This window comes from Bacillus cereus group sp. BceL220 (assembly GCF_051776965.1).
Lineage (GTDB): Bacteria > Bacillota > Bacilli > Bacillales > Bacillaceae_G > Bacillus_A > Bacillus_A cereus.
In genome coordinates this window covers 736790-750945 of the sequence record NZ_JBPWBC010000002.1, presented here as the reverse complement: position 1 = coordinate 750945, position 14156 = coordinate 736790, and the positions used below count along the sequence as shown (strand labels likewise).

Below are 14156 nucleotides of genomic sequence, written 5' to 3'. Positions count from 1 at the left end.
ATAGAAATTCACGAAAAAAAATTTTCCTTTCGAAAAAGGAAAATTTTCTTCTATATTAATGACTTTAAATACCGTTTATCAATCGCTGTTTCATGTGAAAGAGCTGACAAATATTCTTCTTGTGCTTTTTGTATTTCATCTACAATCGCACCTTGACTATCCACTTCTTTTCCGAGCTCATCATACGTACGGTGAATAGCTTTTTGAATCATTGATAATTGGAAATTATCCATATCACTTCCTCCTTTACGCATTACATAATAGCCAGTATATGCGCGCTGGAGGAGTTTTATACTATGAATTACGCGGTGGACGTTTTCCGAAGTATTGGTAGTAATCTGTACGGATAAATCCGTTAAATAGTTTACGCTTCTTCGACGCATCTTTTCCGTAACACTTCTCAAATGCTTCGTAGCTTGTTAATACATACGCTGACCATGTATCTAACGGGCGGAATACTTGTCCCATTTCTTTATACAGTTGTTCAACGAGTGCTTTTTCACTTAAACGTTCTCCGTATGGAGGATTCGTTACAACGTAGCCATAATCCTCTTTTGTTGTGAAATCTTTTACTTGCATTTGTTTAAATGTAATTAAATCGCTTAAGCCTACTTCTTCTGCGTTATCTTGAGCAACTCGAATCATACGATGATCAATATCTGATCCAATGATTTGTAAGCGTTGATCATAGTTCGCTAAATCTTCAGCTTCTTGACGAGCTTCACGCCAGTTTTGTTTACCTACCCAGCCCCACTCGTCAGATGCGAAACCACGGTTAAATCCTGGTGCAATGTTTTGTCCAATTAATGCTGCTTCAATCGGAATTGTACCTGATCCACAGAATGGATCAACAAATGGACGATCTGGCTTCCAGTTTGTTAATTTAATTAAAGACGCAGCTAATGTTTCTTTTAACGGAGCTTCCCCTTGATCCATACGGTATCCACGTTTATGAAGTCCAACACCACTCGCATCAATTGTTAATGTTGCAATATCCTTGAGCATTGCAATCTCGATACGGAATAACGGACCATCTTCTTCAAACCAAGTTGTACGTTTATATGTTGTTTTTAATTTTTCAACGACAGCTTTTTTAACGATACGTTGGCAATCCGAAACACTGAATAATTCAGATTTTAAAGATTTACCGATAACAGGGAATTCGCCATTCTCTGGAATATAATCTCCCCAGTTTAATGCTTTCGTTTTTTCAAATAGCTCATCAAATGTTGTTGCTTTAAATTCGCCAACTTTAATTTTTACACGGTCCGCAGTACGCAACCATAAATTCGTACGACAAATCGCCTTTTCATCTGCTTCAAATGTTACTTTGCTGTTTTCTACTTGACATTCATAACCAAGATCGCGAACTTCTCGGGCAACTAACGCTTCAATACCCATTGCCGCTGTTGCAATTAAAGTAACTTTTCCCATTTGCATTCACCTCTTATGTATATTCAAACAATAATTAATAGCAATTGGTCCTATTAATCATTACATTTTACGAAAAATTTTCTCATTACCATTTTAACTCATACTTTATAACTTCATACAAATAAAAAGCCCTCCTCTAACAAAGGAGAGCTGAGTTATTTCATAGTTGGTTCATAACGTTCTGTAAGCCATGTTCTGTTCCTTTGTACTACAAACGGCCCACGCCTCGTACTCCGGTGGCAATCATCTATCTACAGGTTATAAAACCTGTCCTTTCCCGTCGTTCATTTCCTTGGAAAAGATTCCCCTACCATTATTTGGGTTTCTCGCTCGTGGGGTTTACCTCGTTCCACTCCTATCATTTCTTCAAGGACTTCGTCACTGTGGCACTTTAAAGGTAGTCAAACCATATCCGAAAGGACTTAGGTTTTTTCCCTGCCGTTAAACCAGCCTTACAGCCAGAATACCCTAGCTTATGAATTGGCTAGGCACGAACACTACAGCCATCTCAGGCCGTGCGAGCATGGACTTTCCTCTACAACGTTGGCGTTGCAGCGATTACCCAAACGTTATGACATCCATTAGTATAGTGGAAACAAAAAGATTTTGCAACGTTTTTTTCTATGTAAAACGCTTAAACCTTTTCCCACCTTACATCATTCGTATAACTTACTTCCAAATACAGCTTTTTCTAAGTTAGATAAGCGTTTTAAAATATCCGTATTCGTGTTGTTATAAACCGGTTGTGCAACTGGTGTTTGTACAGGTTGTTGTGGAACTTGCGTTACTGCTAGTTTTTGTTCCTCTAATTCACGCTTTAAACGAGCATTTTGTTGCTTTAATTGCTCAAACTCTTTGTGGAAAGCTTCATAGTCTTTAATGATCATATCAAGAAACTTGTCTACTTCTTCTTGCTGATAACCTCTCATACCTGTTTTAAATTCTTTTTCTAAAATATCTTTCGCTGTTAATTTAATTTTATCCGAAATCATTTTCTTCACCTCAAATTTTTACCAAAACTTTCATTAACTAAATTTTTTCAGAAACAATGCTTTTTGTCAATCATATATACGAGTACTATATTACATATTACTCTGCATTATTCCACTGTTCCTCTTCTATTATATCTTGTAAATCAGAAAAAAGAATGAAATAACTGTGATAATTTTCTATTTCCCCTTTTTTCTTTGCTGCTTCTACAATATATTTGGGACTTCCTGGTTTTTCTTCATCATATACCGCTAAAAGCGCATCACTTTTTTCAATAAAAAATTGATTTTTTAATTTAAATTGTTCTGGGCTTTCATACTTCCTTTTCGTGATACTATCAACATGGTCTGCTTGAGAAAGAATAAATTCGTAATATTCACGATTATCTTCTTTCCAATTTTCTTCTTGTTCTAAAAACGGAGTGAATACCGCTAATTTTAAATCTGGATATTCTACTTGAATTTCAAAAACAACTTCAGCAGCCCATAATTCTACACCTAACTGGCCGCTTATTATAACCCACTCTAAACCATCTTCTACAAAAGTGGTTAATTTACGATATAATGCCTTTTTTATACACTCCACCCCTGGATGATCATTTTTAAATATTCCAAGTTCAAATGGCTTATATCCTGTTACTGCAATAACTTTCATATCAACACTCCAATTACAAAAAAAGAACTAGCATTTCGCTAGTTCTAACATATCATTTACTTTTTAAACATTCCACCAACGTTTGGTCCAATATTTGGACCGAATGGTGATACGTTTGGTCCAATATTCGGTCCGAATGGTGATACGTTTGGTCCAAACGGAGATACATTTGGTCCTGGACCAAATGGAGATACGTGATGTCCATGATGTCCATGATGTCCATGACCACACGGTCCACATCCACCGCCGAATCCTGGGTCGATTGGGTCCACAACATTTACATTTGAATTTGTTTGTGGGAAGAAGTTTTGGTTTTTAATTTGTTGATGATGTACATGTGTTGTATGTGTTGGGAAAATGTGTGGCACCACCGTTGTTGAAAAAGAGTGTGTTACGCATTGTTTCGTCGGATGAACGACAGGAGCAGTTGTACAAATAGGTCCTACAGGCTTATGCCCTCCAAAACAAGGATGACAATGATGCATAGTTTTTTCTCTCCTCTCTCGTTAAAAAAATCTGATTACACTTTACAGTATGAGAAAAGAGAGAAAGCCGATTGTTATATATACCCATTTATTACAAGGAAATTTGTCTAGTCCTTTATTTCATATACAATACTTTCATAGACAACCCTTCAACATTACTTACCAAAGAAGCCTCCAACTTGTTTTACAATACCTGTCACCTGATTCATCGCATTCATCATCTGGCCAGCTGTGTTCATCATTTTATTTACATCATAGTTACCATCTGATGTTTTAAATTGAGAAACAAAACTAGAAAACTGACTTGGCTGTTGTTGCTTTTGTTTACTCTGTGTCGGATACGGTTGTTTTGGTGGATAAAACATCCCTTGTTGATTAGCATAGGGCGCTTGTGGTGGCATATAATATTGTGAATTCATATAAGGCTGCTGCTGTTGTTGATTCATGTATGGTTGCTGAGCTTGTGATTGTTGAGCTTGATTCACATAAGGTTGCTGCTGTTGTGGTTGTTGAGCCTGATTTACATAAGGTTGCTGCTGTTGTTGAGCTTGATTCATAAATGACACTTCAAACGGTTGATAATAATTTTGATTTCCATAATAAGGCTCGAAAGGATACATATTATACCGTAAATATGTATCCGTATTATATTGGTACATATTTTGCTGTGCATATGGATACGTTTGCTGATATACGTTAGATTGTTGAAACATGCATTCTCTCCTCCTTTACATAAGTTTCTACATATATAATATGTACCTATAAAATAATATGTGTGATGGAGTATCTGTCTATTTTTGTCGGAAGTTTAAATTTTTAAAAAATTAAAAAAGAAAACCCTTCCATGCTATGATAATTAAGAAGAAGATTCTCATGGGGGAGGAATCAACATGGTATTAGGGGATTTAAAACAAGCGTTTTCTCAAAAAAAGGGGTATTGCACAGAGAATGCAAATGAATTATTAGACTTTGCGAGACATTGGTATCTCGAAGGAAAAATATGCATATCAGATTATCGAACATTAATAAAAGAATTAGAAATAAACGGCGCAACAAAACCTACAACAATGACAGAAGCATAAAAATAACAAGAGGGTTCTCCCTCTTGTTATTTACATTGCTCAACTATATTTTGCAAAGTATACGAAACGGCTTGGTGTGTTTCAAAGAATCGTTTACCTTTACCTTTATTTACAAAGCATTGTAACACATTCGTTTGTAAATTATCGTATACTTGATCAATTTGCTGTACATGTATATACTTTGGCTTTTCTTCTTTAATCCACGTATAAGCTAATTCTTTCCACTTCTCTAATTCCTCATCTACCATATCTACAAACGGTTTCATATCCTTATAAAAGTCGTATTCGGTTAGTTCTCTTTTTTTTACATTCGCTTCATTATTATACTGCATGAGTTTTTCTGAAGACTGTATTAATGATTCATTCTTCATTTCTTTCCCACCTTATTATGCACTCACTACGACGTTTTGAAATGTCTTTACCCAATTCCCTTTTTCTTCGTGATGCACTAATTTATTTTCCATATGTTCAATATGCATTTCTGTTATTTCTATCTTATTGCATATTTTTTCACTCGCATCCTTTAATGCATGATTCATTCTAATCCCTATATTCATTTCCAGCAAATCGAGAGAACTTAACATTTGATCCATTTTTTTCATTACATCTTCCTTCTGAACCATCGCCATATACAAAACGCCTCCTTCTTTGCTTTTCCTTTGTCATGTAATTTCGCCGAATGATTCACCACTCCTGCCCACATGACAAAACTAGTTGTTATTCGTCAAAGAAATCATTTCGTATGTCATTTATAGAAATGGTAACAATACAAAAAGGAGGTGTATTACAATGGCAAAGAACAAAAATGAAAAAAAGAAAAACCAAAACAAACAACAAAATAAACCTGAGACTGGCAATCCAAAGCTAGATGGTCCAAACTTCCCTGCTACATAAAGCGAGACTTTATTACGAACAGGTAGATTTCAAATCATCCTTAATCTCCTACTAGCATTACGTTTTGAAATTAAAGTTGTAGCACGCATAGCAGGATTGTTTCAAATTAAGAAGTCCCGTCTTCAAAATGGAAGACGGGACTTCTTTTTTATTATATCATGAACTCATCCATCCTTTTAGCAAAACGATTTACGATAGATAGCCTATAGATTTGTTCTCTCTTTCTTCTATACCATTCTGTTATATTAACTTCCTCTTTAGGTTCTTCAAGTACAAATAGCACATTCATTTTCATATTTGCACAAAACCAATCTCTCATTTTTATTTCTTCATGTAAAATAACAGGATAAATATCTCTAAGTGTTGGCGTATAAGACTTTCGAGTTTCCTGTGCGTAAACTTCATAATCTTCTCTAGACCCAGTATGTGTAGTTTGCAATGCAAACTTATAAAACGAACCATTATAAATTGGATGAAACAATAACCATGCTAATTTTTTTCCTAGTTCTATACGCTGTTGTAACGTTTCAAATTGATAAACCGAAAATCCATACATCCTCCCTTCAATTGTTGGGAAGATAACTGCACTAATATGAAATCTTTCTTGTACTTTAAAAAGTGCAGTATGGAATACATGTTTTTTAAAAAATGTGTTCTCAATGACTGGTTTTTGAATTTTATTTTGTTCATTTATAATAAGCGCTGTCATAAGCCTATTCATATCTCTTCTTTCCCAGAAAAGTAACCATTCTTTTTCCATAAAAATTGATACGCTGAAATATTGCAACAAATGAAAGAGAGGTGCCCGTCTCTTCTTACTTTCCTCATACAATAATAGCTGAGGAAATGCATCTAAGAAAATAATCCAATTAGCTTGTTCGTACAGAAGAAATAAATGTTTTTTTACCGTTTCAGGTAATACAGTGGCATAATATCTCCCTTCTAAATCAGTCATATTCCATCCCGCATTTCTCGAAACCATACTCGCTAAAAAGGCCCACCTGATTTCACTATTTCTTAAATAATATTCGTGATAAGATTGTGTCCGAGAAATATTGTCCACATTAGCTATTTCTGTTTTCTTTTTAATATTGCGAATGATCGCTTTTTCTTTCTCTGTACAAAAATTTTTTTCTCGATTTTGTTTAATTTTCATATAATCATTCCATGTAAACATAAATAAGTCATCATACCTTTCATCAAAAAGGTCACATCTTTTTTCATTTTTTGATATAATCACCTTTGTAAGTAATTCTTAGCAAGTTGGGAGTGGACACACTATGACCATTCGTTACCCAAATGGAAAAAGGTATAATCAAGCTTCACAACCTCAAAAAACACCTATAAAAACACATACTTATAGTAATAGAGGTATGTCCCTTGAAGAGGAATTGAATGAAACAAATCAATATTACTTAACCCATAATATTGCATGTGTACATAAAAAGCCTACACCTCTTCAAATTGTAAAAGTAGATTACCCCGCTCGAAGTGCTGCAGTGGTAAAAGAAGCGTATTTTAAACAACCTTCTACGACAGATTACAACGGTGTATACAAAGGGAAATACATCGATTTTGAAGCAAAGGAAACAAAAAATAAAACTAGTTTCCCACTTCAAAACTTCCACCTTCATCAAATAGAACATATGAAGCAAGTGGTTGCTCATAATGGAATTGCATTTGTCATTATTAAATTTACACTTTTTGATGAATTTTATTTATTAGATGCAAAACATATTATTGCATTTTGGAATCGTCAAAATACAGGTGGACGCAAGTCGATTACGAAAGAAGAAATAGAAGAGCATGGATCCTTATTATCATGCGGTTATCACCCTCGGATTGACTATATCCGTGTACTAGACACGGTTTATTTTTCGTGATAGAGTCATCACTAAGGCTCTTTTTTCGACTTTTGGGGGAGAGAATGAAAGGTAGGAGAAAGTATAATGTCAGATAATTATCGTTCTCGTACAGAACGAAATCATGTAAAAAATCAAGAGAAAAAAACAAATAAAGAAGAAAAACCAAAGAAAAAAGGCTCCTTTTTCAAGAAATTCCTTATAGGTTGTCTACTTCTTGGTATCGTTGGTCTTGTAGCCGGCGTTTCCGCTTTCTTTGTTATGGTAAAGGACGCTCCAAAATTAGATAAATCCAAACTTGTTAATCCTTTATCAACAAAGTTTCTTGATAAAAACGGAAATTTCTTCTATGAATACGGTGCTGAAAAACGAACGCATGTTACTTATGATCAAATTCCAAAAGTAGTTGAAAATGCATTCCTTGCAACTGAGGATTCGCGTTTCTATGATCATAATGGAATTGACTTTAAACGAACTACAAAAGCAGTTATGGAAAATGTCACTGGTGGTTTCGGTTCCCAAGGTGGTAGTACGATTACACAGCAAGTCGTTAAGAACTATTTTCTAACGATGGATAAAACCGCTAAGAGAAAAGTACAAGAATGGTACTTATCTTATAAATTAGAGCAACAATACTCTAAACATGAGATTTTAGAAATGTACTTAAATAAGATTAATTTAGGTAACCGTTCATATGGTATTGCGACAGCAGCGCAAAAATATTATGGTAAAGATTTAAAAGACTTGCAATTACATGAAGCTGCTATGCTCGCTGGTTTACCCCAAGGTCCAAACATTTATGATCCAACAAAAAAGGAAAATGTTGAACGAGCAACAAATCGTCGTAATGTCGTATTGTCATTAATGAATCGACATGGTTATATAACAAAAGAAGAAATGAATAACGCAGTTAAGATCCCAGTAACAGAGGGTCTTCAACCGTCTTCAGAAATAACTGAGATGAAGTATCAAGCATTTTTAGATGCAGTTGTAAAAGAAGTTGAAAAAGAATATCCTGATGTAAATATCGGTTCAGATGGTTTAACGATTCATACAACACTTGATCAAGATGCTCAAGATTATGCTGAAAAAATTATGGATGGCAATCTTATTAAGTATCCAAACGATCAATTCCAAGGATCATTCGTATTTATGGATACACAATCTGGAGAAGTTCGAGCAATTGGTGCTGGACGTAAAGAAAATAAGTCCACTTTCAAAGGTCATAATATGGCAACTGATTTAAAACGCCAAGTTGGTTCAACAATGAAACCAATTTTCGACTACGGTCCAGCGATTGAGAATCTTCAGTGGTCTACTTATCATCAATTAAATGACTCTGAATATACTTATTCTGATGGCACAAAGATTAAAAATGCTACAGGGAGTTTTAAAGGTGACGTTTCACTTCGTGAAGCATTGAAGAAGTCATTAAACATCCCGGCTTTAAAGACAGCTCAAACAGTTGGGCTTAATAAATCAAAAGAGTTTGCTGAAGGTTTAGGCATGACATTTGAAAATGGAGTACATGAATCTACTGCAATTGGTAGTAACGATAGTTCTCCATTAGCAGTAGCAGGTGCATATGCAACCTTTGGTAATAGTGGTAACTATAATAAACCACACTTCGTAAAAGAAGTAACCTTCCCGGACGGGAAAAAGAAAAGCTTTAAACCGAAAGAACAACGCGCTATGCAAGACTATACAGCTTACATGGTAACTGACGTTCTTCGTGACGTAGTAAAACCTGGTTCTGGTGGTACAGGACCAACAGCATATGTTTCAGGTGTTGACGTAGCGGGTAAAACTGGAACGCAAAACTTTGATGCAAAAGATTTAAAGAAATACGGCATTCCAGCTGATGCAAACAGGGATAGCTGGTTCGCTGGATATACACCACAATATACGATGGCTGTATGGACGGGTTACGTAAAGAACGGTCCAGAAAACTACATTAGTGATCGTTATACTAAAATTGCACAGCAAATGTTCCAAGTAATGATGAGCAAATTCGCTACAGATAAATCACGCTTTGAACGTCCTTCTTCTGTTCAAGAAATAAACGGAGAATTATACGTAAAAGGTGCGAAAAAAGATGCAATTAAACAAATTAAAGTAGATGCCCCTAGTGGTCTGAATGTCACTTTCGATGGCGCTAGCACAGTTACACTAAACTGGTCTGGACCAGCAGAAGTTGATGCATATGCAGCCAGCTATAAAGCAACTGACGGTTCAAGTGGTAGCCTATCAATAAGTGGTACGACAGCTACTCTTGGTGGTATTAAACCAGGTGTTACTTACAGCTTCTCTGTAGTAGCGAAAAAAGGCACTGGCACAAGCCCAGCAGTTGGTGCATCCTTCACTGCGCCTGGCGGAACTCCAGATGCGAAAAAAGCTGAAGAAGAGGCTAAGAAAAAGGCCGATGAAGAAGCTAAGAAAAAAGCTGATGAGGAAGCCCAGAAAAAGGCTAATGAAGATAAAGTAAAACAAGACGAAGCTAAGAAAAAAGCTGAAGAAGAGGCTAAGAAACAACAAGAACAGCAACAAGAACAACAACGTAAACAGCAAGAAGAAGCTCAAAAGAAAGCTGATGAGGAAGCTAGAAGAAAAGCTGAAGAAGAAGCTAAGAAAAAAGCTGAAGAAGAAGCTAAGAAGAAAGCTGAAGAAGAGGCCAAGAAAAAAGCTGAAGAAGAAGCTAAGAAACAACAAGAACAGCAACATCAAAATACCGGAGGAGATACACCTCACGCAGACGGTACTGTTATTACAACAGAGTCCTAATAAACAAAAAAGAAGTCCGTTTCTCTTAACGAGAAGCGGACTTCTTTTTTGTTATCATTTTCTTTACATATAGCTTTTCTATTTCGATATACAACTGCGCTAATTGAATATAAGAATGATAATTACTCGGTTTCTTTATTATGAATGAATATCTTTCCATAAAATTAACAGGTTGCACTTTTAATTTATTCGTATTTATTTGCATTTCATTCAAACTATGAACAGGTTGCTCATTTAGCCAATAGACAACCGATAACAAGTGAGCTGCAAAAAGAATCATTGGCCCCTCAGCCTCTTGCTTATTTCTATTTCGAAACAGTATAGCAATGTCTTCATGCTTATTTTTCCATACATTCAACATCGCTGGAATACTGTTTTCAATTTCCTTCCATGGCTCATACTGTCTTTCAATATCAAATATAAAGTAAGTATTTTGTATTATTTCTTCAAAAGAATCGTCTGTATGATACTCAATTGAATTTACGCTTTCTTTAAAAAATGGTAAGCAGTGAAATTCTTTCGGTATTTCTATAACTCGCTCCATCCCTTATTTCACCTTCATTCGCTTCTTTCCTTCACGACATACTTCTAACAGTCTGCACTCCTCACATTGCGGTCGTTGTGCTTTACAATGATAACGTCCAAAGAAAATCATACGATGATGCGTAACCCCCCACTCATCCATCGGTACTTTCTTCATTAACGTTTTTTCTACTTCTAACACAGAATCTTTCCATCTACAAATCGCTAATCGTTTACTCACTCGCTCCACATGTGTATCGACAGCAATTGCAGGAATCCCAAACGCTACGGAAACTACAACATTCGCTGTTTTCCTTCCTACACCGGGTAATTTCGTAAGTTCATCTCGATCGCTCGGTACCTCCCCATTATAGTCATCTAATAACATTCGGCATAATTTTTGAATGTTTTTTGCTTTATTTCTATACAATCCGATAGAGCGTATATCTTGTTGTAATTCTTCTAGAGAAACACTTAAATAATCTTCTGGTGTTTTATATTTTTGAAATAAATTTCTTGTCACTTTATTTACAAGTACATCTGTACATTGTGCAGATAACGCCACCGCGATTACAAGTTCAAATGGATTATCATGAACCAATTCACAATGCGCTTCTGGATACATATCCGCCATTGTGTCTAAACAATAACGGATTTGCGTTTTGTTAAGCATATTTCTCCTCCTATATTACTGCTCCAACCAATTATAAAAAGGCACTTTTCCAGTAAATTTCGTCTCTTGTTTTGTCATTTGTTGTGCTCTTTGTTGATTCGCTCTAAATTTTTGACCTTGATTTTGAGCCTGATCTACCGTTTTAATTCCATTCTTTTTCCACTCAAATAAAATACGATCAATATATCGGAAATTTAGTTTCCCACTCATTACAGCTTCTCTAAGAGCTGCCTGAATTAAATTTGGATGATGTTGATCTTGGTCCTCCCACATTCCTAACGTTTCACATTCGAACGGCGAAAGTGGTCTTCCAAATTCTTTTTCAAATACTGTATATAAATTTACTTGCAGCTGTTTTTTTTCTTTTTGCTCTTCCTCTATTGATTCATCCATTAAGAAATGTAATATTTTTTCCCATAACGGTTGTAAAGAATAACTTTCGCACATCATTGCTTCTGATCTTTGTCCACCTTCTAGTGATAAAAAACCTTTTTGAATCAACGCTTGAATTACTTCCATACATTTCATTTCCGTTATCGTCATCCGTTCAGAAATCTCTGAAGGAGTCGGAAACGAATTACCTGATTCTAAAAATGTGTGTACATGAAGTACAACCATAAATTCCGTCTCATTTAAACCTAATTTTTTATAATGCATCATAAGCAATTTTGGAATTGCAATGCTTCCCTGCTCAAACCACTGTAGCATCATTTTCTTTTTCATCACCAAACACCTCGCTCTCTAGTATAACACACCTTTAGCTATTTCTTTTTGCCACAATTCGTCAAAAAAACCTCCCCATCAATAGGGAGGTTTTTTATATTACATGAATGAAATATAAAATTAAGCTTGCACTTTACTTTTCATAAATGTATGGATGCGTTCTAATGCTTTCTCTACTTGTTCAAGAGATGTCGCATATGATAAACGAACATTATTTGGAGCACCAAATCCTGTACCTGGTACAAGAGCCACTTTTTCCTCTTCTAATAGAGCCTTTGCCCAATCATCAACTGTTGCATATCCTGATAAAGCTACAGCTTCTTTTACGTTAGGGAATAAGTAAAATGCACCTTGCGGTTTAATACAAGTAAAGCCAGGGATTTGAATTAATTTATCATAAATGATGTTTAATCTCTCTTCAAAGGCTTGACGCATTGTTTCCACAGGTTCTTGTGAGCCTGCATATGCCGCAATTGCGCCGTATTGAGCGATTGAAGTAGGGTTTGACGTACTATGACTCGCTAAGTTCGTCATCGCTTTAATAAGCTGCTTATTTCCTGCTGCATATCCAATACGCCATCCTGTCATAGAATGAGATTTAGATACACCATTAATAATAAGTGTTTGTTCTTTTAATGCATTAGAAAGCTGGGCAATTGATGTATATTCTACGCCACCATAAATTAATTTTTCATAAATTTCATCAGAAACGATTAAAATATCATGTTCTAAACATACTTCTCCAAGCTGTTGTAATTCTTCTTTGCTATAAATCATTCCTGTTGGATTGCTCGGTGAATTAATAATAACTGCTTTCGTTTTCTCTGTAATTGCCTCACGCAGCTGCTTTGCTGTAATTTTGTACTCATTGTCTTCTAAACCTTCTACATAAACCGGCTTACCGCCAGCAAGCTTTACTTGCTCTGGATAGCTTACCCAGTAAGGAGTTGGAATGATAACTTCATCTCCCTCATCAAGTAATACTTGGAATAATGTATATAATGCATGCTTTGCGCCATTACATACAATAATTTCAGATGGATCATACGCAATACCTTGATCGCGAGTAAATTTCTTCACAATTTCTTGTTTTAACGATTGTAATCCACCTGTTGGTGTATACTTCGTATGCCCTTCTAACATCGCTTTATGTGCAGCATCCATAATATGCTCTGGTGTATTAAAGTCAGGTTCCCCTGCCCCTAATCCAATTACATCATGACCCTCTGCTTTTAATGCTTGTGCCTTTGCTGTAATTTCTAAAGTTGAAGACGGTGTTAAAGCAGCTACTCGCTTTGCTAATTTCATTTGTAGTTCCCCCTACATCTATTTTTCAATGCTATATCGTCTTAAAAATTTTCCATCTTTAAATTCAAGATAGTAATAACTATAACGATTGTCATCATCAATATATGTAACTTCCCATAGTGGTACATCATTTTCAAAGCCTAATTTCACTTTCATAATCTCTTTCGGCTTACTTTTTGATTCCTTACTTTCATTGCCGACTTGTTCTAATGTTCTTTGTATAGCCTCTTTTTCAGAAATACCTTCGCTCTTTTTCCTTACTACAGTATCCCCTTTTTTCTCCGGCACCCAAACGATAAGTTGTTCTCCCTTTTCATCTGTACCTTGCACGACTATATATGCAGATTTTCCGTTGTAATAATCAACAGATTTCACCTTTGTAAGCTTTGCTTTTTCTTTAGCAATTTCTACAAATTTCGACTCTTTTGGAATTTTCTTCCCCATTGCTTTATTATAAACATACGCCCCATATATTCCGCTAGCAACGATAACAATAATGATTGCAAAGATCCACTTTTTCATTGTATCACTACGTTCTGTAAATCGTAAATACAGCTGTTTCTTTATCTTTTTCGTCTAATGCTAGTCCGAACATGAGGTCCTGCTCTTTTAACGTACGATTCAAACTATCAACAATTTTATACAAATCAGACGAATATTTAATACGCATCGTTGATAGTACTTCGATTTTCTTCTCCATGAAAAAACTCCTCCGTTACACAAAAATTTCTAATTATAGAAGAACGCA

The 14156-nt window shown here is 35.4% G+C and carries 19 protein-coding genes and 1 other RNA gene; 4 read left to right on the top strand and 16 right to left on the bottom strand.

The genetic code is table 11. The features are described 5' to 3' along the window. Positions 1-50: 50 nt before the first annotated feature. The 7 genes from ACS2FK_RS08840 to ACS2FK_RS08810 all read right to left on the bottom strand — a co-directional run bounded on the left by ACS2FK_RS08840 (position 51) and on the right by ACS2FK_RS08810 (position 4276). Positions 51-233, bottom strand: coding sequence for a DUF3921 domain-containing protein (locus ACS2FK_RS08840; RefSeq protein WP_000368570.1), 183 nt, complete (start codon positions 231-233; stop codon positions 51-53). Positions 234-294: 61 nt separating this feature from the next. After that, entirely contained in the window at positions 295-1434 is a 1140-nt protein-coding gene (locus ACS2FK_RS08835) for a THUMP domain-containing class I SAM-dependent RNA methyltransferase (protein ID WP_000521227.1), read from the bottom strand. A 179-nt stretch (positions 1435-1613) separates the two neighbouring features. Beyond that, an RNA gene (rnpB, locus tag ACS2FK_RS08830) (RNase P RNA component class B) lies at positions 1614-2004 on the bottom strand. Positions 2005-2090: 86 nt separating this feature from the next. After that, positions 2091-2426: a cell division regulator GpsB gene (gpsB, locus tag ACS2FK_RS08825; protein WP_000622431.1), complete on the bottom strand. Its 336-nt coding sequence runs from the start codon at positions 2424-2426 to the stop codon at positions 2091-2093. A gap of 97 nt (positions 2427-2523) precedes the next feature. Continuing rightward, on the bottom strand, positions 2524-3078 hold the full coding sequence (locus ACS2FK_RS08820) for a DUF1273 domain-containing protein (RefSeq protein ID WP_000862925.1): 555 nt from the start codon (positions 3076-3078) through the stop codon (positions 2524-2526). A 56-nt stretch (positions 3079-3134) separates the two neighbouring features. Beyond that, positions 3135-3563 carry a CotD family spore coat protein gene (locus tag ACS2FK_RS08815; protein ID WP_000546290.1) on the bottom strand — a complete coding sequence of 143 codons (429 nt, stop codon included), beginning with the start codon at positions 3561-3563 and terminating at the stop codon, positions 3135-3137. A 155-nt stretch (positions 3564-3718) separates the two neighbouring features. Continuing rightward, positions 3719-4276, bottom strand: a complete 558-nt coding sequence (locus tag ACS2FK_RS08810; protein ID WP_000487718.1) for a YppG family protein — start codon at positions 4274-4276, stop codon at positions 3719-3721. Positions 4277-4453: 177 nt separating this feature from the next. On the opposite strand from ACS2FK_RS08810, the gene ACS2FK_RS08805 reads away from it, so the two are divergent. Then, complete coding sequence (locus ACS2FK_RS08805) at positions 4454-4645, top strand: YppF family protein (RefSeq protein WP_000242652.1); 192 nt, start codon at positions 4454-4456, stop codon at positions 4643-4645. Between the two features lie 26 nt (positions 4646-4671). On the opposite strand, the gene ACS2FK_RS08800 is transcribed toward ACS2FK_RS08805, so the two are convergent. Beyond that, the gene (locus tag ACS2FK_RS08800) at positions 4672-5016 is read right to left on the bottom strand and encodes a YppE family protein (protein ID WP_000787408.1); all 345 of its coding nucleotides are present in this window, start codon (positions 5014-5016) and stop codon (positions 4672-4674) included. 15 nt (positions 5017-5031) lie between these two features. Further along, entirely contained in the window at positions 5032-5274 is a 243-nt protein-coding gene (locus ACS2FK_RS08795; protein ID WP_001252036.1) for a hypothetical protein, read from the bottom strand. An 85-nt stretch (positions 5275-5359) separates the two neighbouring features. Here ACS2FK_RS08795 and ACS2FK_RS08790 point away from each other — a divergent pair, with 85 nt between their 5' ends. Beyond that, positions 5360-5539, top strand: coding sequence for a hypothetical protein (locus ACS2FK_RS08790; protein ID WP_001987054.1), 180 nt, complete (start codon positions 5360-5362; stop codon positions 5537-5539). Positions 5540-5690: 151 nt separating this feature from the next. Here the strand turns inward: ACS2FK_RS08790 and ACS2FK_RS08785 are convergent, their stop codons facing one another. Beyond that, the gene (locus ACS2FK_RS08785; RefSeq protein ID WP_000495657.1) at positions 5691-6716 is read right to left on the bottom strand and encodes a DUF2515 domain-containing protein; all 1026 of its coding nucleotides are present in this window, start codon (positions 6714-6716) and stop codon (positions 5691-5693) included. Between the two features lie 103 nt (positions 6717-6819). On the opposite strand from ACS2FK_RS08785, the gene recU reads away from it, so the two are divergent. Further along, complete coding sequence (gene recU, locus ACS2FK_RS08780) at positions 6820-7422, top strand: Holliday junction resolvase RecU (protein ID WP_000155599.1); 603 nt, start codon at positions 6820-6822, stop codon at positions 7420-7422. 66 nt (positions 7423-7488) lie between these two features. After that, positions 7489-10182, top strand: coding sequence for a PBP1A family penicillin-binding protein (locus tag ACS2FK_RS08775; RefSeq protein WP_063546937.1), 2694 nt, complete (start codon positions 7489-7491; stop codon positions 10180-10182). 25 nt (positions 10183-10207) lie between these two features. Here ACS2FK_RS08775 and ACS2FK_RS08770 read toward each other — a convergent pair whose 3' ends face one another. The 6 genes from ACS2FK_RS08770 to ACS2FK_RS08745 form a co-directional block, all read right to left on the bottom strand. Beyond that, positions 10208-10726, bottom strand: coding sequence for a YpoC family protein (locus tag ACS2FK_RS08770; RefSeq protein ID WP_000442658.1), 519 nt, complete (start codon positions 10724-10726; stop codon positions 10208-10210). A gap of 3 nt (positions 10727-10729) precedes the next feature. Further along, entirely contained in the window at positions 10730-11377 is a 648-nt protein-coding gene (gene nth, locus ACS2FK_RS08765; protein ID WP_000933035.1) for an endonuclease III, read from the bottom strand. Positions 11378-11392: 15 nt separating this feature from the next. After that, the gene (gene dnaD / locus ACS2FK_RS08760; protein ID WP_000728542.1) at positions 11393-12100 is read right to left on the bottom strand and encodes a DNA replication protein DnaD; all 708 of its coding nucleotides are present in this window, start codon (positions 12098-12100) and stop codon (positions 11393-11395) included. A gap of 120 nt (positions 12101-12220) precedes the next feature. Next, entirely contained in the window at positions 12221-13408 is a 1188-nt protein-coding gene (gene aspB, locus ACS2FK_RS08755; protein ID WP_000761571.1) for an aspartate transaminase AspB, read from the bottom strand. Positions 13409-13426: 18 nt separating this feature from the next. Then, positions 13427-13930, bottom strand: a complete 504-nt coding sequence (locus ACS2FK_RS08750) for a cell wall elongation regulator TseB-like domain-containing protein (protein WP_000758740.1) — start codon at positions 13928-13930, stop codon at positions 13427-13429. 7 nt (positions 13931-13937) lie between these two features. Next, positions 13938-14108 carry a YpmA family protein gene (locus tag ACS2FK_RS08745; protein ID WP_063546936.1) on the bottom strand — a complete coding sequence of 57 codons (171 nt, stop codon included), beginning with the start codon at positions 14106-14108 and terminating at the stop codon, positions 13938-13940. Positions 14109-14156 lie beyond the last annotated feature (48 nt).

Bases quoted from the DNA above. Each gene is read 5' to 3' on its own strand.
- ACS2FK_RS08795 (WP_001252036.1), bottom strand. From the start codon at position 5,274: ATGGCGATGGTTCAGAAGGAAGATGTAATGAAAAAAATGGATCAAATG.
- gpsB (WP_000622431.1), bottom strand. From the start codon at position 2,426: ATGATTTCGGATAAAATTAAATTAACAGCGAAAGATATTTTAGAAAAA.
- recU (WP_000155599.1), top strand. From the start codon at position 6,820: ATGACCATTCGTTACCCAAATGGAAAAAGGTATAATCAAGCTTCACAA.
- ACS2FK_RS08820 (WP_000862925.1), bottom strand. From the start codon at position 3,078: ATGAAAGTTATTGCAGTAACAGGATATAAGCCATTTGAACTTGGAATA.
- ACS2FK_RS08840 (WP_000368570.1), bottom strand. From the start codon at position 233: ATGGATAATTTCCAATTATCAATGATTCAAAAAGCTATTCACCGTACG.
- ACS2FK_RS08750 (WP_000758740.1), bottom strand. From the start codon at position 13,930: ATGAAAAAGTGGATCTTTGCAATCATTATTGTTATCGTTGCTAGCGGA.
- aspB (WP_000761571.1), bottom strand. From the start codon at position 13,408: ATGAAATTAGCAAAGCGAGTAGCTGCTTTAACACCGTCTTCAACTTTA.
- ACS2FK_RS08815 (WP_000546290.1), bottom strand. From the start codon at position 3,563: ATGCATCATTGTCATCCTTGTTTTGGAGGGCATAAGCCTGTAGGACCT.
- ACS2FK_RS08775 (WP_063546937.1), top strand. From the start codon at position 7,489: ATGTCAGATAATTATCGTTCTCGTACAGAACGAAATCATGTAAAAAAT.
- ACS2FK_RS08770 (WP_000442658.1), bottom strand. From the start codon at position 10,726: ATGGAGCGAGTTATAGAAATACCGAAAGAATTTCACTGCTTACCATTT.
- nth (WP_000933035.1), bottom strand. From the start codon at position 11,377: ATGCTTAACAAAACGCAAATCCGTTATTGTTTAGACACAATGGCGGAT.
- ACS2FK_RS08810 (WP_000487718.1), bottom strand. From the start codon at position 4,276: ATGTTTCAACAATCTAACGTATATCAGCAAACGTATCCATATGCACAG.
- ACS2FK_RS08745 (WP_063546936.1), bottom strand. From the start codon at position 14,108: ATGGAGAAGAAAATCGAAGTACTATCAACGATGCGTATTAAATATTCG.
- ACS2FK_RS08835 (WP_000521227.1), bottom strand. From the start codon at position 1,434: ATGGGAAAAGTTACTTTAATTGCAACAGCGGCAATGGGTATTGAAGCG.
- ACS2FK_RS08785 (WP_000495657.1), bottom strand. From the start codon at position 6,716: ATGTTTACATGGAATGATTATATGAAAATTAAACAAAATCGAGAAAAA.
- ACS2FK_RS08800 (WP_000787408.1), bottom strand. From the start codon at position 5,016: ATGAAGAATGAATCATTAATACAGTCTTCAGAAAAACTCATGCAGTAT.
- ACS2FK_RS08805 (WP_000242652.1), top strand. From the start codon at position 4,454: ATGGTATTAGGGGATTTAAAACAAGCGTTTTCTCAAAAAAAGGGGTAT.
- dnaD (WP_000728542.1), bottom strand. From the start codon at position 12,100: ATGAAAAAGAAAATGATGCTACAGTGGTTTGAGCAGGGAAGCATTGCA.